Annotated in this window: 20 protein-coding genes; 6 read left to right on the top strand and 14 right to left on the bottom strand. The window is 45.5% G+C overall.

What is annotated here, in order from left to right; translation table 11 throughout:
* Positions 1 to 98 precede the first annotated feature (98 nt).
* Together aat and PGW99_RS02795 are read left to right on the top strand one after the other, a co-directional pair.
* Positions 99 to 830 (top strand): leucyl/phenylalanyl-tRNA--protein transferase, encoded by a 732-nt coding sequence (gene aat, locus PGW99_RS02800; RefSeq protein ID WP_273778584.1) that lies wholly within the window; start codon positions 99 to 101, stop codon positions 828 to 830.
* 21 nt (positions 831 to 851) lie between these two features.
* Entirely contained in the window at positions 852 to 1667 is an 816-nt protein-coding gene (locus PGW99_RS02795; protein WP_273778582.1) for an arginyltransferase, read from the top strand.
* A gap of 4 nt (positions 1668 to 1671) precedes the next feature.
* Here PGW99_RS02795 and rimI read toward each other — a convergent pair whose 3' ends face one another.
* From rimI to PGW99_RS02765, 6 genes are all read right to left on the bottom strand, one after another.
* Positions 1672 to 2133: a ribosomal protein S18-alanine N-acetyltransferase gene (rimI, locus tag PGW99_RS02790; protein WP_273778581.1), complete on the bottom strand. Its 462-nt coding sequence runs from the start codon at positions 2131 to 2133 to the stop codon at positions 1672 to 1674.
* Positions 2134 to 2341: 208 nt separating this feature from the next.
* Positions 2342 to 3532 (bottom strand): elongation factor Tu, encoded by a 1191-nt coding sequence (gene tuf, locus PGW99_RS02785; protein WP_273778242.1) that lies wholly within the window; start codon positions 3530 to 3532, stop codon positions 2342 to 2344.
* A gap of 93 nt (positions 3533 to 3625) precedes the next feature.
* Entirely contained in the window at positions 3626 to 5764 is a 2139-nt protein-coding gene (gene fusA / locus PGW99_RS02780) for an elongation factor G (RefSeq protein WP_273778579.1), read from the bottom strand.
* Positions 5765 to 5891: 127 nt separating this feature from the next.
* On the bottom strand, positions 5892 to 6362 hold the full coding sequence (gene rpsG, locus PGW99_RS02775) for a 30S ribosomal protein S7 (protein ID WP_004901967.1): 471 nt from the start codon (positions 6360 to 6362) through the stop codon (positions 5892 to 5894).
* Between the two features lie 164 nt (positions 6363 to 6526).
* A complete protein-coding gene (gene rpsL / locus PGW99_RS02770; protein ID WP_000246374.1) occupies positions 6527 to 6901 on the bottom strand; it encodes a 30S ribosomal protein S12 in 375 nt (124 codons plus the stop codon).
* A gap of 170 nt (positions 6902 to 7071) precedes the next feature.
* Positions 7072 to 8502, bottom strand: a complete 1431-nt coding sequence (locus PGW99_RS02765; RefSeq protein WP_273778578.1) for an EcsC family protein — start codon at positions 8500 to 8502, stop codon at positions 7072 to 7074.
* A gap of 296 nt (positions 8503 to 8798) precedes the next feature.
* On the opposite strand from PGW99_RS02765, the gene PGW99_RS02760 reads away from it, so the two are divergent.
* The 3 genes from PGW99_RS02760 (at position 8799) to PGW99_RS02750 (ending at position 11314) form a co-directional block, all read left to right on the top strand.
* Positions 8799 to 10028: a beta-ketoacyl synthase N-terminal-like domain-containing protein gene (locus PGW99_RS02760; RefSeq protein WP_273778577.1), complete on the top strand. Its 1230-nt coding sequence runs from the start codon at positions 8799 to 8801 to the stop codon at positions 10026 to 10028.
* Positions 10028 to 10480: a protoporphyrinogen oxidase HemJ gene (gene hemJ / locus PGW99_RS02755; RefSeq protein WP_273778576.1), complete on the top strand. Its 453-nt coding sequence runs from the start codon at positions 10028 to 10030 to the stop codon at positions 10478 to 10480. Before PGW99_RS02760 ends, hemJ begins: the two co-directional genes overlap by 1 nt.
* Positions 10481 to 10570: 90 nt before the next feature.
* On the top strand, positions 10571 to 11314 hold the full coding sequence (locus PGW99_RS02750; RefSeq protein ID WP_273778574.1) for a sporulation protein: 744 nt from the start codon (positions 10571 to 10573) through the stop codon (positions 11312 to 11314).
* A gap of 21 nt (positions 11315 to 11335) precedes the next feature.
* On the opposite strand, the gene PGW99_RS02745 is transcribed toward PGW99_RS02750, so the two are convergent.
* Complete coding sequence (locus tag PGW99_RS02745) at positions 11336 to 11992, bottom strand: HAD-IA family hydrolase (RefSeq protein WP_273778572.1); 657 nt, start codon at positions 11990 to 11992, stop codon at positions 11336 to 11338.
* A gap of 99 nt (positions 11993 to 12091) precedes the next feature.
* On the opposite strand from PGW99_RS02745, the gene PGW99_RS02740 reads away from it, so the two are divergent.
* Entirely contained in the window at positions 12092 to 12859 is a 768-nt protein-coding gene (locus PGW99_RS02740; protein WP_273778571.1) for a hydroxymethylpyrimidine/phosphomethylpyrimidine kinase, read from the top strand.
* A 75-nt stretch (positions 12860 to 12934) separates the two neighbouring features.
* Here the strand turns inward: PGW99_RS02740 and PGW99_RS02735 are convergent, their stop codons facing one another.
* From PGW99_RS02735 to rpe, 7 genes are all read right to left on the bottom strand, one after another.
* A complete protein-coding gene (locus tag PGW99_RS02735; protein ID WP_273778570.1) occupies positions 12935 to 13594 on the bottom strand; it encodes a nuclease-related domain-containing protein in 660 nt (219 codons plus the stop codon).
* Positions 13595 to 13798: 204 nt separating this feature from the next.
* The gene (locus PGW99_RS02730; RefSeq protein WP_273778568.1) at positions 13799 to 14305 is read right to left on the bottom strand and encodes a methylated-DNA--[protein]-cysteine S-methyltransferase; all 507 of its coding nucleotides are present in this window, start codon (positions 14303 to 14305) and stop codon (positions 13799 to 13801) included.
* A 17-nt stretch (positions 14306 to 14322) separates the two neighbouring features.
* On the bottom strand, positions 14323 to 14640 hold the full coding sequence (gene sugE / locus PGW99_RS02725; protein WP_273778567.1) for a quaternary ammonium compound efflux SMR transporter SugE: 318 nt from the start codon (positions 14638 to 14640) through the stop codon (positions 14323 to 14325).
* 229 nt (positions 14641 to 14869) lie between these two features.
* Entirely contained in the window at positions 14870 to 15802 is a 933-nt protein-coding gene (locus PGW99_RS02720) for a copper resistance protein B (protein ID WP_273778566.1), read from the bottom strand.
* Positions 15789 to 17732 (bottom strand): copper resistance system multicopper oxidase, encoded by a 1944-nt coding sequence (locus PGW99_RS02715; RefSeq protein WP_273778564.1) that lies wholly within the window; start codon positions 17730 to 17732, stop codon positions 15789 to 15791. The genes PGW99_RS02720 and PGW99_RS02715 overlap by 14 nt, the downstream gene beginning before the upstream one ends.
* A 44-nt stretch (positions 17733 to 17776) precedes the next feature.
* Positions 17777 to 18211: a hypothetical protein gene (locus PGW99_RS02710; protein ID WP_273778563.1), complete on the bottom strand. Its 435-nt coding sequence runs from the start codon at positions 18209 to 18211 to the stop codon at positions 17777 to 17779.
* A 389-nt stretch (positions 18212 to 18600) separates the two neighbouring features.
* Entirely contained in the window at positions 18601 to 19287 is a 687-nt protein-coding gene (rpe, locus tag PGW99_RS02705; protein WP_273778562.1) for a ribulose-phosphate 3-epimerase, read from the bottom strand.
* Positions 19288 to 19413 lie beyond the last annotated feature (126 nt).

Here is a 19413-nt window from a genome sequence, read left to right as displayed (position 1 = left end):
AAAAGCCGTCACTAGACGGCTTTTTTTATCTGTATTTGGATTTTGTAGTATTTGCTTTAACATCATACTTCCCTGCATTTTATGGATGGAGCTTTGACATGCAATTGCTGCCACCTTCACAGTATCTATTTCCTGATCCTATCGCTTCAGATCCTGAAGGCCAGGGACTGATTTGTATTGGTGCAGACCTCTCCCCTTCTACGCTGTATGAAGCTTATACCCATGGCTTATTTCCCTGGTTCAATGAAGATGAACCAATTTGCTGGTGGAGCCCTGAGCCTAGATGCATTATCGAGCCACAGCACTACCATCCAAGTAAATCCTTACTCCGCTCCATGAAAAAGCAGGATTACCACATTACAGTCAACAAAGCCTTTGAACAGGTCATTCGCTGTTGTGCCTTACCCCGTCACTATGCCAACGAAACCTGGATCAGCGAACAGATCATTGAGGGTTACTCTGCACTTTTTGCAGCGGGTTATGGCTATAGTATTGAGGTCTGGGAGCAAGATCAGTTGGTTGGTGGACTCTATGGTGTAACCATTGGACAGGGTTGTTTTGGTGAGTCGATGTTTAGTCAACGCACCGATGTATCCAAAATGGCCTTTTATACGCTCATGTTGATTGGACAAGAACAGCAACTGCCGTGGATTGACTGCCAACTGGTCAATGATCATTTATTGAGTCTGGGAGCATGTACACTTTCTCGTCAAGCGTATCTAAAATCGTTACAAGATGTAATTAATCAACCGCCCATCAATTGGAAAAAATATCAAGACAGTGTATTTTCAAGTAAAACAATAGCAGAAACTGCAAAACTGACCGAATGACAATAAAGAGGGACCTTTATTATGAACTCTTATCATCCTAAGTCCCCATTAAATGACTTACAGTATTACATTACGCCACCCCATGACTGCAGCTATTTGGAAAATAAATCAGCACGGATGGTCTTTCTGGATCCTGCCCATCGTATTGATGTCGTGACCCTTTCCGAACTGTCACGGATCGGTTTTCGTCGTAGCGGGGATTTTGTCTATCGCCCAGAATGTCATCTTTGCCGACAATGCCTGTCCTGCCGAGTTCCCATACAAGACTTCATCATGACCAGTGCACAAAAAAAAGCCTGGAAGCGTAATCAGGATCTGCAAATGAAGATCATTCCAAGCTCGGCAGCCAATGCTACCCATTACGCCCTGTATGAACGTTACATCAATGAACGGCATGCCGATGGTGATATGTTCCCTGCCAGTCAGGATCAGTTTGAAAAATTTTTAGTACATAGCTGTACCGAAAGCTTTTTTCTGGAATTATGGTTAGGGGATCGCCTGATCAGTGTCTCCACCTGCGATTTGATGGATGATGGCTTATCTGCGGTATATACCTTCTTTGATCCGGATGAAAGCCGCCGCTCGCTCGGCGTTTTTGCGATCTTGAAACAGATCGAATATGCACAGTTACAGGGACTGGAATATGTCTATCTGGGCTATTGGGTACCGCATTCCAACAAGATGAACTACAAATCCCAATATATTCCACTGGAAATTCTACTTGATGGTCAATGGCGTCGCCTCAATCGCCAGTTGAATGCTGAAGAAATACAACGCCTCGGCAAATCCCTGATGACCACACTACCTTCAGAATGGAACAACCCGATTATCAAATAATGCTTTATGAGCTAAATAACCGGGCAAAGTCATCTGTACAGCTTTTTACCATAATGATGGCATGCTCACGGCTGCCATCGGGATTCGGATAATAATTTTTGCGGAGATCAATCTGATGAAAACCCGCTTTTTCATATAATCCAATCGCTGCATGGTTACTTTCACGCACTTCCAGAAAAATCTGGACTGGTTGATTGTTTAACTGTTCAATAGAAGCATCGAGTAATTGATAACCCAAACCTTTGCCTTGAAATTTAGGATCAATCGCCATCAACAGTAAATTCGCTTCATCTAGCACCGGTTGCAAAATACAGAACCCCACAATACGCTGATCCTGCTCAATCACTGTACATTGATAACATTGCAGAGATTCTTCGAATTGCTTGAACGTCCAGGGATGGGTTTGCACCTGATTTTCTATGGTGACAACAGCGGACAAATCAGAAGGTTGCATCAAACGAATCATCTTCGTTTATCTTTAGGCAGTTTTGGAAGTTGTGCATTATAGAAGCTTTTATCTCAGAATCGAAGACGTATTAATCATCTTGAGATACCAGTCTACTTGCAGGCTCAATCGAATGAGTCTGAGCATGCTTTTAGATCAGTAAATCAAAAAACTCACAGACATAAAAAAAGCGCACCTCTCGGCGCGCTTTTTTCACACTATAAAGTGATTATGCAGTTACTTTCGCAACAACACCAGCACCTACAGTACGACCACCTTCACGGATCGCAAAACGTAGACCTGGGTCCATTGCGATTGGGTGGATCAATTCTACTGACATTTCTACGTTGTCACCTGGCATAACCATTTCAACGCCTTCTTTCAACTGGATAGCACCAGTTACGTCAGTTGTACGGAAGTAGAACTGTGGACGGTAACCATTTAGGAATGGAGTGTGACGACCACCTTCTTCTTTAGAAAGTACGTATACTTCTGCATCGAATTTAGTGTGCGGCTTGATTGTACCTGGTTTAGCAAGTACTTGACCACGTTGTACGTCTTCACGCTTAGTACCACGAAGAAGAACACCACAGTTCTCGCCCGCACGGCCTTCGTCAAGAAGTTTACGGAACATTTCAACGCCAGTAACAGTTGTTTTCGTAGTATCACGGATACCAACGATTTCAACTTCTTCACCAACTTTGATGATACCTGCTTCTACACGGCCAGTTACTACTGTACCACGACCAGAAATAGAGAATACGTCTTCGATTGGCATCAAGAATGCTTTGTCGATAGCACGTTCTGGTTCTGGAATGTAAGAGTCAAGCGCTTCAACAAGAGCAAGAACAGAAGACTCGCCATATTGACCAGCATCACCATTAAGTGCTGCAAGCGCAGAACCACGGATCACTGGAGTGTCATCACCTGGGAAGTCATAAGTAGAAAGAAGTTCACGAACTTCCATTTCAACTAGCTCAAGAAGCTCTTCGTCGTCTACAAGGTCGCATTTGTTCAAGAATACGATGATGTAAGGTACACCTACCTGACGAGAAAGAAGGATGTGCTCACGAGTTTGTGGCATTGGACCGTCAGTCGCAGCACACACAAGGATCGCGCCGTCCATCTGAGCAGCACCAGTAATCATGTTTTTAACGTAGTCGGCGTGTCCTGGGCAGTCAACGTGCGCGTAGTGACGAGTTGGAGAGTCGTATTCTACGTGTGAAGTATTAATGGTAATACCACGTGCTTTTTCTTCAGGAGCAGAGTCGATTTGTGAGTAATCTTTCGCTTCACCGCCGTAAGTTTTTGCACAGATAGTTGCAATCGCAGCAGTAAGAGTAGTTTTACCATGGTCAACGTGACCGATTGTGCCCACGTTTACGTGTGGTTTATTACGTTCAAACTTGGCTTTAGCCATGATGATCTTCCTTTATAAACTGCTCATGAGGGTCGCTCATGAGCAACTGGTTATTAACTAAAAAATTAGTTTGGGCTTATAGTAATCGAAAGATTACTCGTCGTCACCTTTTTTACCGCCAGCTTGGAACTTCGCGATAATGCCTTCAGCCACGTTACGTGGAGTTTCAGCGTATTTAGCAAATTCCATTGAGTATGTCGCACGACCTTGAGACATAGAACGCATTTGAGTTGCGTAACCAAACATCTCAGCAAGTGGAACTTCAGCACGGATTGCTTTAGTACCGCCAGGCAAGTCGTCCATACCCTGAACCATACCACGACGACGGTTCAAGTCACCCATGATATCGCCCATGTAGTCTTCTGGAGTTTCTACTTCAACTTTCATGATCGGTTCAAGCAAGATTGGATCTGCTTTCATGAAACCGTCACGGAATGCATAAGAACCTGCCATTTTGAACGACAATTCGTCAGAGTCGACATCGTGATAAGAACCATCGAATAGTGTCGCTTTGATACCCACAACAGGGTAACCAGCCAAGACACCGTTCTTCATACGTTCTTGAATACCTTTGTCAACCGCACCGAAGAATTCTTTAGGTACTACACCACCTACAACTTCTTCAGCGAATTCGTATTCTTTACCAGCAGCTTCGACATCAAGTGGCTCTAAACGAACATATACATGACCGAATTTACCTTTACCACCTGTTTGACGTACGAACTTACCTTCTTGCTCAACAGACTTTTTGATCGTTTCACGGTAAGCAACCATTGGTTTACCAATGTTCGCTTCAACACCGAATTCACGCTTCATACGGTCAACGATGATGTCAAGGTGAAGCTCACCCATACCCGCAATAATCGTTTGACCAGATTCTTCGTCAGTACGTACGCGGAACGATGGATCTTCCTTCGCCAAACGACCTAAAGCGATTGACATTTTTTCTTGGTCAGCTTTAGTTTTTGGTTCAACAGCCAATGAAATTACTGGCTCTGGGAATTCCATACGTTCAAGCGTGATGATGTTTTTCTCATCACACAATGTATCACCCGTAGTAACGTCTTTCAGACCTACACACGCAGCGATATCGCCCGCACGGATTTCGTCAAGATCTTGACGTTCGTTTGCGTGCATTTGCACGATACGACCGATACGTTCACGTTTAGATTTAACTGGGTTGTATACTGGGTCGCCTTGTTTAAGAACGCCAGAGTAAACACGTACGAATGTCAAGTTACCTACGAATTTATCGTTCATGATTTTGAACGCAAGCGCAGAGAACGGAGCTTCGTCAGATGCTTCACGAGATGCTTTAGTTTCAGCTTTATCGTCAAGGATACCTTCGATCGCTTTAACTTCTGTTGGTGATGGCAAGAACTGAATTACAGCGTCCAACATACGTTGTACACCTTTGTTCTTGAACGCAGAACCACAAAGCATTACTTGGATTTCAGAAGCCAAGGTACGAGCACGTAAACCAGCGATGATGTCTTCTTTAGAAAGATCACCTTCTTCTAGGTACTTGTCCATTAACTCTTCAGAAGCTTCAGCAGCAGCTTCAACCATGTTGGTACGCCATTCGTTCGCAGTATCAACAAGATCAGCAGGAATTTCGCCGTATTCGAACTTCATACCTTGAGATGGTTCATCCCAGATAATCGCTTTCATTTCGATCAGGTCAACAACACCAGCGAATGTATCTTCAGCACCGATTGGCACAACGATTGGCACAGGGTTACCGCCCAAACGTGTTTTTACTTGTTCAACCGCACGGAAGAAGTTGGCACCAGTACGGTCCATCTTGTTCACGAATGCTAAACGAGGCACTTTATATTTGTTCGCCTGACGCCATACGGTTTCAGACTGAGGCTGTACACCACCTACCGCACAGTAAACCATGCAAGCACCGTCAAGAACACGCATAGAACGTTCTACTTCAATTGTGAAGTCTACGTGTCCCGGGGTGTCAATTACGTTGATACGATGCTGTTCGAATTGGTTAGCCATACCAGACCAGAAACAAGTCGTAGCAGCGGAAGTAATGGTAATACCACGTTCCTGCTCTTGTTCCATCCAGTCCATTGTTGCTGCACCATCATGCACTTCACCAATTTTGTGAGATACACCTGTGTAGAACAAAATACGTTCAGTCGTAGTTGTTTTACCTGCGTCAATGTGCGCAGAAATACCAATATTACGGTAACGAGAAATTGGGGTTTGACGAGCCATGATTTCTTGCATTCCTAAATTTGTTATTAAAACAGGACGCTTTAAGCTGCTAGCAACTTAAAGCGATTTGATGACAGTCGTGTGAAACAAAACTGTCATCCTCCTGATTAAGGCCTGTTTTAGCCGCTTAGAAGCGGTAGTGAGAGAAGGCTTTGTTGGCTTCAGCCATACGGTGCACATCTTCACGTTTTTTGATCGCTGCGCCTTTACCTTCAGCCGCATCAAGCAACTCGCCAGCAAGACGTAAAGCCATAGTTTTTTCAGAACGCTTAGCAGCAGCATCTACCAACCAACGCATAGCTAGGGCAGTACGACGGGATGGGCGTACTTCCATAGGCACTTGATAAGTAGCACCACCAACACGGCGTGCTTTTACTTCGACCATTGGGCGAACTTTTTCAAGCGTAGCTTCAAAGAATTCAACTGGGTCTACTTTGTTTTTTTCTTGAACGCGGTCTAAAGCACCGTAAACGATACTTTCAGCAATAGATTTTTTACCATCTTGCATTACGTGGTTCATGAATTTAGCGATTGTTTGGCTGCTGAATTTTGGATCCGGAAGGATTTCACGAGCAGCGACTACGCGACGTCTTGGCATTTTAAACTACCTATAAATATGACACTTCAGGGTGATCCAGCCGTAAGTACAAAGTGTCGTGTACTATTCGCTGGCCTTACTACACGTCGCTTGAATTTCACAATTTTAAATGCAGAAATCAGACAAGCGAGACGATAAAGGATTGCGGTTTAGAGCCTTAAGAATTACTTCTTAGGACGTTTAGCACCGTATTTAGAACGTGACTGGTTACGATCTTTCACGCCAGCACAGTCTAAAGAACCACGAACGGTGTGGTAACGTACACCTGGTAAGTCTTTAACACGACCACCACGGATAAGAACAACACTGTGCTCTTGTAGGTTGTGGCCTTCACCACCGATGTAGCTTGAAACTTCAAAGCCAGAAGTTAAGCGAACACGGCAAACTTTACGCATTGCTGAGTTAGGTTTTTTAGGTGTAGTTGTGTAAACACGTGTACAAACACCACGACGTTGTGGACAAGCCTTCAACGCAGGAACTTTTGATTTTTCAACCAAAGTCGTACGACCCTTACGGATCAACTGATTTGTTGTTGCCATATGGCAATTCTCCCGTTAATAAAAAGCCCCAAAAATGACTACTTTTTGAGGGCATGCAATTGTAAGCCAAGACGCTTAAATGGTCAACACAACAACTTCGCTTCTGGCACCTGACTTTTCAAGCGTCTGAACAGGATTTACGATCCGATGTCATTGACCAATTCTCTGACTTATGACGCCGGTTTTTCTTTTTTACTTTTTGTCCGGCTCGTGCTTGCAGCTGGCGTTTCACCCACAGAAGACTGTGCCTTTTCGCCTTCTGGATTTTTTTCTTCAGCTAAATCTGTCACTTCATCCGTTTCTGCTTCCGGCACAGGAACTGCCGGTTTTTGTGGCTCCACTTCCGCATGCGGTGCCACATACTGCTCAGCCAAAGCCTGAATCCCCTGCTCGACCGGATCATCACTGCCCTGTGCTTGTTGATCATCCTCCGCACTTTCTGCGGGTTTAGGCTGAATCTCGATTTTGGCAATGGCAGGATTAGATCCGGCATCTAATTCTTTTGGCTCGATAACAGGCGAATTATCTTGCTGCTCTATGCCCTGTGCTGAGCTCAGTAAAGGCGAGGCTTTTGCCAATAAACGTACAGATGCCTCATAGGCTGCCAAGGGGGAAAGCGGCGAATCTTGATGATCGGTTAAATACTGGCGTGCCGCCGAGAAAACCTCTTGTGCTTTACGATGAGCCTCTTCGATCAATTGCCAGCTATAGAATGCTCCGATTCCAGCGCCTGTTACAGGGGTGAGTTTGCCAATAAAAGTAAACTTCGGCACCTGCTGCATCCATGGCCATTTAAACTCGCCATTTTCCTGTAACAGCCATTTTTTAAGAGCTTCGGCATCATGACTGGAACCTAACAGTTGTTGTAATTGCTGACTGTCGTGGCGTTGTAATAGCCCTACCAGTGCTTTCATCCCCAACAGTACGGTTTGCTTTTCGGCAACGAGCCCAAGGTTGACGTGGCGAAATACATATTGCACGGCTTCCTGTTCATGCGTCTGGTTTAAAGGAAAACCATAAGCGCGCCCGGTCTGATAGATGGTACGCAAAGCCAAAGCAATCGATGCCGGAACATCAACTGTGCTACCGAGTGCACCCGTTGCCCCACTCAAAGCCCCCTGTACCGCTGCAATCCATTTGTTCTGTTCACTCAATGCCTGACTTAAACGGCCTGAACGTTGTACATCCTGAGTTAACTCTTCAAGCTGTTCAGCACCGGCTTCATCTAGAATCTGCTCAACCGAACTGTAACGCGAACTGATCTGGTTGAGCTGTTCGAATAAATAGTCGGATAGTTGATCAGACCACTCCGGTGCCAATAGATGGGTGATTTGCTGGGCACGTGGGTAATGACGGCCTAATAACTGTTTGGAGATTTGCGGTACATGCTGGCGCAGCATTTCCTGCGGAGTTGAAAAACTATTTTTTTGATGATTAGCATGTTGCCCTTGCAAATGAAGGCCGCGCTGCGACTGAGCTGAAGCCGAACCTTGCTGTGCTATACGATTCAACACCTTGACACCTGTGTGGCTGAGCTTTTTAGCCACTCCAAAGCTATTGGAGATGAAACCTGCTGAACGCTTATTGTTTGAATTTGCCATCCGGTATCCCTAGTCGTATTTCTTAAATTTCTCGATAGATACTAGGAGTAGTCAGGTGTGAACTCAACATGAATATGTATCTTTTAGTGAAGTTAAGCAAATGATCTGTCTCTCTGACGTTACACTGCAATAGACATAAGATTTGCCATAAGAAATCAAAAATCTTTCTGTTATCATGGGTGCAATTTAAAACTTGAGTGCCCAACCAACAATCAGGCTTTGATTTATCTCAGCCTATTGATCCTGTTGGTCTGGAATCGCTCGGATCTCACATCACCATATGAAGGGAACTGTAGATGAAACGTGTTGTAATCACAGGTATGGGTATTAACTCATGTATCGGTAACACCTTAGAAGACGTAACAAATTCTTTAAAAAACGGCATTTCAGGCACACGTTTTAATCCTACTTATGCTGAACTGAATTTCAAAAGCCATGTTAGTGCAGCAGCTGAACAAAATTTTGACAATATCGACCGTAAACTGAAACGTTTCATGGGCGTATGTGCCATGTATGCGTACAACTCAGCGCTTGATGCGGTAAAACATGCAGGCTTAACACCGGAAGATCTTGCGGGTAATCCACGTTACGGTATCGCAGGCGGTTCAGGTGGTGGTTCAACTGCATCTGTGATTGAAATGTCTGAGATTCTTGCAGAAAAAGGTGCGCGTAAAGTTGGTCCGTTCTTCGTTCCACGCAACATGACCAACACCATTACAGCAAACGTGGGTGTGGCATTTAAATTACAAGGTATGGCTCATTCGATCGCCAGCGCATGTGCAACTTCTGCAGATGCGATTGGTTATGCCTACAACCTGATTCAACTTGGCAAACAGGACTTGATGCTTGCGGGTGGTGGTGAAGAAGATCATTGGTCTCAAAGCTTGCTATTTGATGCAATGGGCGCGCTTTGTTCTAAATATAACGACACACCAGAAACAGCTTCACGTCCATACTCTGCAGACCGTGATGGTTTCGTGATTGCAGGTGGCGGTGGTTTCTTGGTACTTGAATCACTTGAACATGCTCAAGCACGTGGTGCCAACATCTTGGCTGAAATCGTAGGTTATGCGGCGAACAGTGATGGTGCCGACATGGTTGCGCCAAGCGGTGAAGGTGCAACACGTTGTATCCAGATGGTACTTGAAGAAGCTAAACAACACGGCGTAGAAAGCATTGATTACGTGAACACACATGGTACTTCTACCCCTGCTGGTGACATCACTGAACTTAAAGCGATGGAACGTGCATTCGGTGAAGGTAAAGTTCCTGCGCTCAGCTCAACCAAGTCAATGACTGGTCACAGCTTGGGTGCTGCGGGTGTACACGAAGCGATTTACTCTGTACTGATGTTGCAAAATGACTTCATCGCACCAAACATCAACGTGACTGAACTGGATGAAGGCGCGAAAGGTTTTGACATCGTACTTGAAAAACGTGATGCAAAATTGAATACTGTGATGAGTAACAGTTTCGGCTTCGGCGGTGTGAATGCCTGCCTAGTCTTCAAAAAATGGGATAATTAATGGTTGTACCTTCTGATGCTTTCTTGTGGGTAAAAGCATTACATATTATTGCTGTGGTCTGTTGGTTCGCTGCACTGTTCTACTTACCACGCTTGTATGTTTACCATGCCATGAGCAATGACCAGATCAGTCATGAACGTTTCCAGGTTATGGAACGTAAACTCTACCGAGGGATCATGTGGCCATCGATGGTGGCCACACTGATCACGGCCCATTTTCTGGTCGATTGGGGAGATGTCTGGTTCCATTATCATGAATCTGCATGGTTTTACCTAAAAGTTGCATTGGTTGGTTTACTGGTGATCTATCATTTTTCTTGCGGCTATTACCGCAAGAAACTGATAGAAAACGCCCATTACAAATCACATAAATTCTGGCGTTTCTTTAATGAGTTACCGACAGTCATCTTACTGACTGTCGTGATTCTGGTCGTGGTGAAACCCCACTTCTAAGATGCCAAAAAAAAGGCCCCATCATGGGGCTTTTTTTATGGCAAGATAAGCCGTTTTCAGTTTCGTTTTTAAGGCCAATCAATAAACCAAATGTTCGACAAGCTTATTTCTAGCCTAGGTCTACAAGGGGTAAAAGTAGACACGATTTTGCATACACCTGTGCTGCAAGCCGGACAAACACTACAAGGTGAAATCCATTTTCAAGGCGCTAGTAGCAATAAAAACATCAATGGCATTTATCTTAATTTGATGACTACTGCTGAAGTGGAAGCGGGAGACCATGAATCAAGCCAGGCACTATGTCTGGCACGCTGGCATGTGAGCGGCGCTTTTGAATTACAGGCGCATCAAGTGCAGCGTTTTCCATTTCAGCTTCAGCTGCCTTATGAAACGCCGATCACGGAAGTCGCCTGTCGCTATAATGCTACTCGGCTATGGCTGCATACCCATCTCGATGTGGATTGGGGACTGGATGCCAATGACCGTGACTACATTAAAGTGACTCCCACCCCAGCCATGAACGCCTTTTTACAGGCGATGCAACACTGCGGCTATCAGTTACACAGTGTTGATGTGGAAAAAGGTCAACTCCGTGGCCACCACTTCCACTCCACGCTGGGCTGTTACCAAGAACTGGAATTTAAACCCACCCAGTTCCTGAGCGGCATCAATGAAGTCGAAGTGTCTTTTGTCGCTCAGGCGGAACAGACGCATGTCTTGCTGGAAATTGACCGCAAGTTTCGCGGTGACCATTTCCGTAGCTTGACCATCCCTCATCAGCACATTCACATTCCAAGTTTGGTTGAGGAGATTCAACATCTATTACAACGTTAAAGAGTTTTACATCTTGGTTGGTTAGCCCTGACCAAGATGCTGCAATAACTCGGCAAACTGTTGAATTCGTGCTTTCGGCTGAGCTTGATCAAGCTCAGCCTGTGAGCCATAACCATATTCCACCGCAATCGCCTCGATGCCATTTTTACGTGCACCCAAAATATCGTACTCACGGTCACCAATCATCAAGCAATGTGCGGGTTGTAAGGCTTCCTGCTGCACAATGTACTCGATCAACTCGCCTTTATTGGTCCTTTCGCCCGTGAGCTCACTGCCATAAATCTCGTTAAAAAATTCCGCAAGCTGGAAATGTTCCAAAATCCGTTTGGCATATACCGTCGGTTTGGCCGTTGCCACAAACAGTTGATAGTCACGCTGCTTCAAAGCTTCCAAAGTTTCTGCCACTGTCGGGTAAACTTCATTTTCAAACAGACCGATTACAGAAAAACGCTCACGATAGGCCAACAATGCCTGCTCGCCCAAATCATGATCCTCTGTATCCAGAAGCTTCATCAAGGAGGCTTTTAACGGCGGACCAATCGTCCAGTCGATATCTAGCTCCGGTGCCAGCGGGCGCCCCAGCTTGTCCATCGCGTAGCGAATAGAAGTATGGATACCCAATTTGGGATCCGTCAATGTCCCATCCAGATCAATTAAAATATGTCGGAGATTTTCCACAAGTCTACCCAATCAAAATCCAATACAGCGCTGCGAAGCCACTTATCGCTGCCAAGAAAGTTGCCTATACTAACCCAATTTGCCTTCCAGGATGATGCCATGCGCCCAACCGTACTGTGTTTTTCCGGTCTTGACCCTTCAGGGGGAGCAGGTTTGCAAGCCGATATTGAAGCCATTGGGCAAAGTGGTGCCCATGCAGCGATTGCCTGTACCGCACTGACCATCCAAAACTCGCAACAGGTCTTCGGTTTTGAGGCCACCTCACGTGAACTGCTGCTGGCTCAGGCGAACGCAGTGGTTCAGGATCTCCCGATCCGTTGTGTCAAATCCGGTATGCTGGGTACCACGGAGAATATTGCGGCATTGGCTGAGTTTTTAAAGCAGTATCCCGATTATTTATATGTATTGGATCCGGTTCTGGTTGCGAACAGTGGTGGAGCATTGGGCGATCAGGCCACACTGGTCAAAGCCTTTGCTGAACTGATTCCACTCGCCAGCCTGATTACCCCGAATACTGTCGAGTTACGGGCTTTGACGGCTGAAGAAGATCTCACGCGTGCTACCGAAAAACTATTTGCTATGGGCGCAAAGGCGGTATTGGTCAAAGGAGGGCATGAAGACACGCCGGATCATATTCGCAATGCCTTATACGTGGCTGGTGAACTGGTTGCTGAAAGCCGCTGCCCGCGTCTGGAAGGCGAATATCATGGTTCAGGCTGTTCACTGGCCAGTTTTATTGCCGGACGCCTCGCACAGGGCGACACACTCAAACAGGCAGTACAACACGCGGAAACCTGGCTGTTTGGGGTACTGAAAAATGCCGAAACACCGGTAATGAACGGACAAAAAATTCCAAAGCGCTTCTGAGCACCCTTCAGAGGTTCAAAGCTATCCGCTGGATCTAAGTCATTTTGAATCCCGGATCGATCTTGTCTTGGATTTTTAAATTTGGTGACTGGATTCAGTGGATGATGGTTGGGCAATTTTCGCCTGCTTCAAATTTTGCACATGCAACCGATCAGTTTTCCAGGAGGGATCCAAAGCCTCTTTTTCGATGCGGTAGCGGACCCGTTTCAGCTTCATTGGCCCCAACTCTTCCTGACGAAAGCTGCGCACATAATCCAGCCAAGCCTTACCCTGCACCACATTTGCAGGCATCGGGGTCTTAAAGCTGCTTTGCGGTGTAAATACCACCAGAGAGTGTAAATATTCTGCGTCCACAATATCCTCAAGAAGCTGTTCCAGCACTTTGAGATGTTTATAATTCTGATGCAGAGGATTCTGGAACTTGAAACTTTTTTTATGAAATTTTTGTGTCCAGGTTTTCTGACGTTCACCCCCCAAAATCCAGCCCTGATAATTCTTGCATTCAATCACAAAAATACCATAGGGACTCAGCAAGATATGATCAATTTGTGTGGTTGCACCTTGCCCATCCGGCAAAGTGCAGTTTTCGAGTAAGTGATAAACATCCGGATCGAGATGGGTCTTGGCTTGCTGGCTCAACACAAATTCGCCCAGTTTCCCTTTAAATTTTGCAGATGACAGATAAGCAGAAAGAAACAGTATCCCCAAAATCAACAGTATGTAAAAAAACCACATAACACCCTCATTATTTTAATTTATTGCTCTACTATAAATATCTTATTTTTATAAATCCAATTTTAATTTCAATTAGTTAAATTTATTCGATGATCTATTTGGTCAAAAGTAAGCAATGATATTGCATCTTATCCCAACACCGTCGATGCTTCTTCAATCAGCCCGCAAGATTTCCTTAATCTTTGTCCACATGTAAAATCTGACCTAAAGCTTCGTGCTAGATGCATTACCAAGCTGGGTTTCAAGTTGCAGTAAATAGTGTTTTTTATCCAAACCGCCTGCAAAGCCAACCAGCTTACCATTAGCACCAATCACCCGATGACATGGTGCAATAATCGAGAGGGGATTCTGGCCATTGGCAGCTCCGACCGCACGCATCGCTTGTGGATGCCCGATCTGTTGTGCGATTTGTAGATAACTCCGCGTCTCTCCATACGGAATCGTTAACAACGCCTGCCAGACCTTTTGCTGGAAGGGCGTTCCGGTAAAGGCAAGTGGCAAATCAAATTCACGGCGTTGCCCAGCAAAATATTCCTGCAACTGTTGTTGTGCTGCCAACAAAATTGGATGATCCGGTTGCAAACTCAACTCAAGATGACGTAGCTGTTTAGGACTTTCATGTTCCCACAACACAGCCACCAGCGCCTGATCATGAGCCATCAGTTTCAGGGTTCCGACCGGAGAGTTCATTTGCATCAAGGCCAATCGCATTTATTTCTCCTAAATCCCTAAGTAGAAGACAATTTCATCAGTACCAAACCGGAAATAATCAGGACGGCGGCCAGCATACGCATCGCACTGGCGGGTTCCCCTAAAATAAAAATCCCGACCAGAAAAGAACCGACCGCACCTATTCCGGTCCAAATGGTATATGCCGTGCCAAGCGGCAAGGTCCGCATGGCATAGGCTAATAACACCACACTGAGCAGCATAAAAATGATGGTGATGACACTCGGAGTGAGTCGGGTGAAACCCTGGGAAAGTTTCATCGAATATGCCCAAACCACTTCAAAAATACCGGCAAAAATCAAGATGACCCAAGCCATCACACCCTCCTCATTCAGTTTGAGTCAGGTCGTCCTGACGAATTGTTTTGATGTCACAAACATTGCCTGACATCAAGGGAGGTCGTTCCTCCGCTATATTTTGTCCGATAAAAATCGCAGCCAAAGCAATACTAGGTTGCCTTGATTTAAACTTTATCCTAGCACAACAGAAAAGCGATTCATTGTTACGAATCGCTTTTCTGTAGACAAGGAAAGTGTTTACTGCCTCTTAAAACTTAAAGCGCAGACCTGCACCATAAAACCAGCTTTTTTCAGCATCGGTGGCTTGTTGCCATGGTGTGAACTGCTGCCCTTTGCTGTAGGCATAACCGACATCCACAAAGGGCATCAACTGTTTATTAATTTCATAGCGTGTTTCAAGGCCAACTTGTACGGAATTGAATCCGGTTTTTTGCGCATAGTTAGAATCATCACTCAACACAACATTCAGATCCAGATAAGGTTTTAAAATCAGCTTTTGCGTCAATAGCAAATCTCGTTCGGTTTCTAAACTCAATGCAATCTGCTGATCTTTACCCACCGTGAAATAGGCATCAGTTTCAAAAAAATAAGGGGCCAAACCATGAATACCGAACACGGCCTCATATTGATCTTGATCCGTATGATGCTGTGGCTGATGCTGATAACGCACACCGGCTTGAGCATCCCAGAAGGTAGAAATCATCCGGCTATACATGAGCTTGGCATCATATTCTGATTGTTCGGATTCAGCTTTGTCTTGATGAATTTTAACCACCAACTTGTTTTCATCCGTCCCGATCCGGGTGTCGAGTTCTGATGTTAACTGCCCATGTCCATCTTCATTGCGCAGCCAGCGGCTTTCCACAATCGTCCGTTGATAAATTTGCCCGCCATGCTGTTGTTGATGATCTTCATGTTCAGTCACATACGGCATACTGACAGGCATGGCCAGTGGCTGGGTTGGCATCGCGGTTGTCTCACGAGCATGATCTTGTTGCTCATGTTGATGCTCCATCTGTTGCTGTTCTTCAACCGGATCCGCCATATTCATTCCGGTAGCTGCAGTCATTTCAGTCCCATGATGTGCCGTATGAGCGGGAGTTTGTGCCAAAGTAGGTCCAGTGATCAGCAGCATTGAAGCCGTCAAGGTACAGCTAGATGCTAAATTAATGATGTGCATGTTGGTCTCCTTGTACGGCGGGCGCTGGAGCAATAGGATTTGCGTTCATCTGGCGTTCATCAACCTTGGCCACGATTAGCTTGTTCATCATCCCGGCAGACATGTGATACAACAGATGACAGTGAATTGCCCATTCACCCAGCTCATCTGCTGTCAATAAAGCACTGACCGTTTGGCCTGGTGGCACCACGATCGTATGCTTGTTAGGCAGATCTTGCAGCGGTTGACCATTTTCCAGTTGCATAAACATGCCATGTAAATGCATCGGATGCGCCATCATGCTGTCATTAATAAATTTCAAACGGATGCGTTCCCCATATGCCACTCGTAAGGGTTCGGCTTCATTGAATTTCTTGCCATTGATGGTCCAAATATAACGTTCCATATTGCCGCCCAAACGGATTTCCAGTTCACGTTCTGCCGGGCGTGTATCAGTTTGTGGATGCAAGGCTTTTAGATCCTGATATTGCAAAGCCTTATGTCCGGCTGGTGTTGAGGCATTGGCCCAGCCTTCCATATTGGGTTGCGACGCTGTTAAGGTTTCTGCCGCAGAATGTTGAGCATGCTCGGAATGTTTTTGCATCTCATGATGTTGCATCTGCTGCACCGGCATATCATGGTGCATCGAATGCTGCATGGCGCCCATCGATTGCATCGCCGATGATGTATCAGGATGATGCTGTTGGTGCATGTTCATGTGAGCAGTATCCGACATCCCCGCATCCGCAGGAGGTTTCTCATGTGCAGCATCTGACCGGGCTGCATGTTGATGAGCATCCGTTGTAGCAGCGGCTGCAGCTTTTGGCTGTGAAGGTGAGGCATGCTCATCATGATTAGCATGACCTTCATGTGCCATGCCCATATCCTGCAGGGTCAACAAGGCTCGCGGACGCGGTTGGGGTGGATGAATCCCATTGGCTAATGGAAGATTCTCATTGTGCAAAGAGCCTACTGCAAAACCAGAACGATCAATCGATTCTGCTTCAATCTGATAATGTCCAGCTTGCGGCTCGACAATCACGTCATAGGTTTCAGCCGTGCCTATACGAAACTCATCCACTGATACTGGTTTAACCGGCTGTCCATCGGCACTGACCACGGTCATTTTCAGATTTGGAATCCGGACATCGAAAAACGACATCGCTGAGGCATTAATGAAACGCAAACGCAGTTTTTCGTTTGGTTTAAACAGCCCCGTCCAGTTTTGCTCAGGCGTTTTACCATTGATCAGAAAGGTATAGCCCGTCACATCTGACAGGTCCGTACGCAACATGCGCATCTGGTTCCACATTGAACGCTGCTGCCAGGTTGCCTTCAAGCCTTCAGTCTTGACCTGACGCCAGACATCCGACAGGGTTTCACGACGATTTTGATAACGTTCCGGGTCTTTTTTCAGTTGCCGCAGGATCTGATCACCACTGGCACAATGATCATCCGACAGCATCACCACATAATCGCGTTGCGTGGTTTCATGGGCCGCAAGAGGCTGATGGCCACGTGGATAGATCACCAGTGAACCATATAAACCATCCTGTTCCTGCCCTTTGCTATGCGCATGATACCAGTAGGTGCCTTGCTGACGAACTTTGAAGCGATACTCAAAATGTCCTTGTGGAGCAATCCCTTTAAACTGGTTAAATCCCGGTACACCATCCATAAGACCGGGCAGCAAGATCCCATGCCAATGCACCGAGGAATCTTGCTGCTTCAGACGGTTTTCGACATGAATAACTGCTTCATCCCCTTCCTCAAACTCTAATAGAGGGGCCGGAAACTGGCCATTAACGGTGATTTTTTTCAGTGATTTTCCACCGACATTAACCTGCTGCTGGTCAATCACCAGATGATATTCTTTCACCGCGGCCATGACTTCAGGCGACAGGCAAAGTGAAACTCCCACAATCAAGGGGGCATAAATAAATTTGGACATGGCTTCAACTCTATTTTGAAAAAGATAAGGTTTTACAAAACAGGTTAAGCACGCGGGGGACGGAGAATTTCCTGCCAATAACCCGTCAAGTGCTGGGCTGGATCCTGCCTATAAGTACGACTTTCCTGAGGAGCATCCAAAAATGGACCACTCATAGGCAGATAATGCGGCAAACTGGAATTAAGGTTTTGACAGTGTGAGGATGAACAATCAGCACAAGGTATATGGCCAGACTGCTGGGTTGCCTGCTGCTGATGACAGTCGACTGATTTTACAGATGCAGCAGGCTCAGCATGAGTCATTGCCTGATGACACTTCATGTGACTGTGCGAATCTGTCACTGTTTTTTGTTCTGTACTGATATGAAACTTCTGGGTATCCATCGGCATCTCAACAGACGCTGCAAACACGCGACTCCACCCAATGAAAAAAATCATCAGGTACAGTAACCAGCGTGGTCGAACTGTGATAGATGGCACGGGCAATTCCTAGTGATCAGAACTACAGAAAGAAATAGGAGTTATTGCCTGCAAGCATAAACAACTTTTGAATTATCCACAATTTCTATCCATGATCCCGCTACAAAAATTAAACCGACTGGCCGACTTGGTATTAAGCTTTTAACTATTTTTTAAACAAAACTCTTCCAGACAAAAACAAATAAAATATTTTTATTTTTTAAGGATAAGAGATAAACAAAAAGGATGCTGTTTGCATCCTTTTTATACATTTTACGTCTATATAATAAACAATTGATATCTGATTGATTATTTTAACATCAGCTTATCCATAGCGTTATCAACACAGTTATCCATACGGTTATCTACAGACTTATCCACAATTTATACCAATCTATAGGGATAAACTGCTAAACCGAAACACTGCCCACTTTAGCCAGTTCAGCACGCATCTCATCAATTACGGCTTTATAGTCCGGTTTACCAAAGATTGCTGAACCTGCAACAAACATATCGGCTCCCGCTTCAGCAATTGCACGGATATTCGCTGGTCCAACTCCGCCATCCACTTCCAGACGGATATCACGACCCGATGCATCAATGATCTGGCGTGCCTGACGTAGTTTTTGCAATGTTGTTGGAATAAAACTTTGGCCCCCAAAACCCGGGTTGACGCTCATTAATAGCACTTGATCGACTTTGTCCAGGACATAGTCCAGATAATGCAATGGAGTCGCTGGATTAAAGACTAGGCCCGCCTTTGCACCACCTGATTTGATCAGCTGTAAAGAACGGTCGATATGATCTGAAGCTTCCGGATGGAAGGTAATAATATCGGCACCCGCTTCCAGAAAATCACCAATCATGCGATCAACAGGAGACACCATCAAATGCACATCAATCGGTGCCTTGATGCCATATTTTTTCAGTGCCTTACACACACCCGCACCAAAAGTCAGGTTTGGTACGTAATGATTATCCATCACATCAAAGTGCACGACATCCGCACCTGCGGCCAGAACTCGCTCAACATCTTCACCTAAACGGGCAAAATCGGCAGACAGAATCGACGGGGCGATCAAATAAGGCTGGGTCATAACATTTACCTGGCGAAATTCTCAAATTGGCCTGCAGTATAACAAACTCAAGTGGCTCGCAGGAAATACGCGGACAATACGGTAGCAATCCTCTTCTGAAACTCATCAAAATCGGGAATGGCTCTC

The organism is Acinetobacter sp. GSS19, assembly GCF_028621895.1.
GTDB lineage: Bacteria > Pseudomonadota > Gammaproteobacteria > Pseudomonadales > Moraxellaceae > Acinetobacter.
Note: the sequence above shows the minus strand (reverse complement) of the source record. Positions and strands in the feature narration are given on the sequence as shown.

Coding starts and splice junctions, on each gene's coding strand:
- aat (WP_273778584.1), top strand. CDS start 99: ATGCAATTGCTGCCACCTTCACAGTATCTATTTCCTGATCCTATCGCT.
- PGW99_RS02795 (WP_273778582.1), top strand. CDS start 852: ATGAACTCTTATCATCCTAAGTCCCCATTAAATGACTTACAGTATTAC.
- rimI (WP_273778581.1), bottom strand. CDS start 2,133: ATGATTCGTTTGATGCAACCTTCTGATTTGTCCGCTGTTGTCACCATA.
- tuf (WP_273778242.1), bottom strand. CDS start 3,532: ATGGCTAAAGCCAAGTTTGAACGTAATAAACCACACGTAAACGTGGGC.
- fusA (WP_273778579.1), bottom strand. CDS start 5,764: ATGGCTCGTCAAACCCCAATTTCTCGTTACCGTAATATTGGTATTTCT.
- rpsG (WP_004901967.1), bottom strand. CDS start 6,362: ATGCCAAGACGTCGCGTAGTCGCTGCTCGTGAAATCCTTCCGGATCCA.
- rpsL (WP_000246374.1), bottom strand. CDS start 6,901: ATGGCAACAACAAATCAGTTGATCCGTAAGGGTCGTACGACTTTGGTT.
- PGW99_RS02765 (WP_273778578.1), bottom strand. CDS start 8,502: ATGGCAAATTCAAACAATAAGCGTTCAGCAGGTTTCATCTCCAATAGC.
- PGW99_RS02760 (WP_273778577.1), top strand. CDS start 8,799: ATGAAACGTGTTGTAATCACAGGTATGGGTATTAACTCATGTATCGGT.
- hemJ (WP_273778576.1), top strand. CDS start 10,028: ATGGTTGTACCTTCTGATGCTTTCTTGTGGGTAAAAGCATTACATATT.
- PGW99_RS02750 (WP_273778574.1), top strand. CDS start 10,571: ATGTTCGACAAGCTTATTTCTAGCCTAGGTCTACAAGGGGTAAAAGTA.
- PGW99_RS02740 (WP_273778571.1), top strand. CDS start 12,092: ATGCGCCCAACCGTACTGTGTTTTTCCGGTCTTGACCCTTCAGGGGGA.
- PGW99_RS02735 (WP_273778570.1), bottom strand. CDS start 13,594: ATGTGGTTTTTTTACATACTGTTGATTTTGGGGATACTGTTTCTTTCT.
- PGW99_RS02730 (WP_273778568.1), bottom strand. CDS start 14,305: ATGCGATTGGCCTTGATGCAAATGAACTCTCCGGTCGGAACCCTGAAA.
- sugE (WP_273778567.1), bottom strand. CDS start 14,640: ATGGCTTGGGTCATCTTGATTTTTGCCGGTATTTTTGAAGTGGTTTGG.
- PGW99_RS02720 (WP_273778566.1), bottom strand. CDS start 15,802: ATGCACATCATTAATTTAGCATCTAGCTGTACCTTGACGGCTTCAATG.
- PGW99_RS02715 (WP_273778564.1), bottom strand. CDS start 17,732: ATGTCCAAATTTATTTATGCCCCCTTGATTGTGGGAGTTTCACTTTGC.
- rpe (WP_273778562.1), bottom strand. CDS start 19,287: ATGACCCAGCCTTATTTGATCGCCCCGTCGATTCTGTCTGCCGATTTT.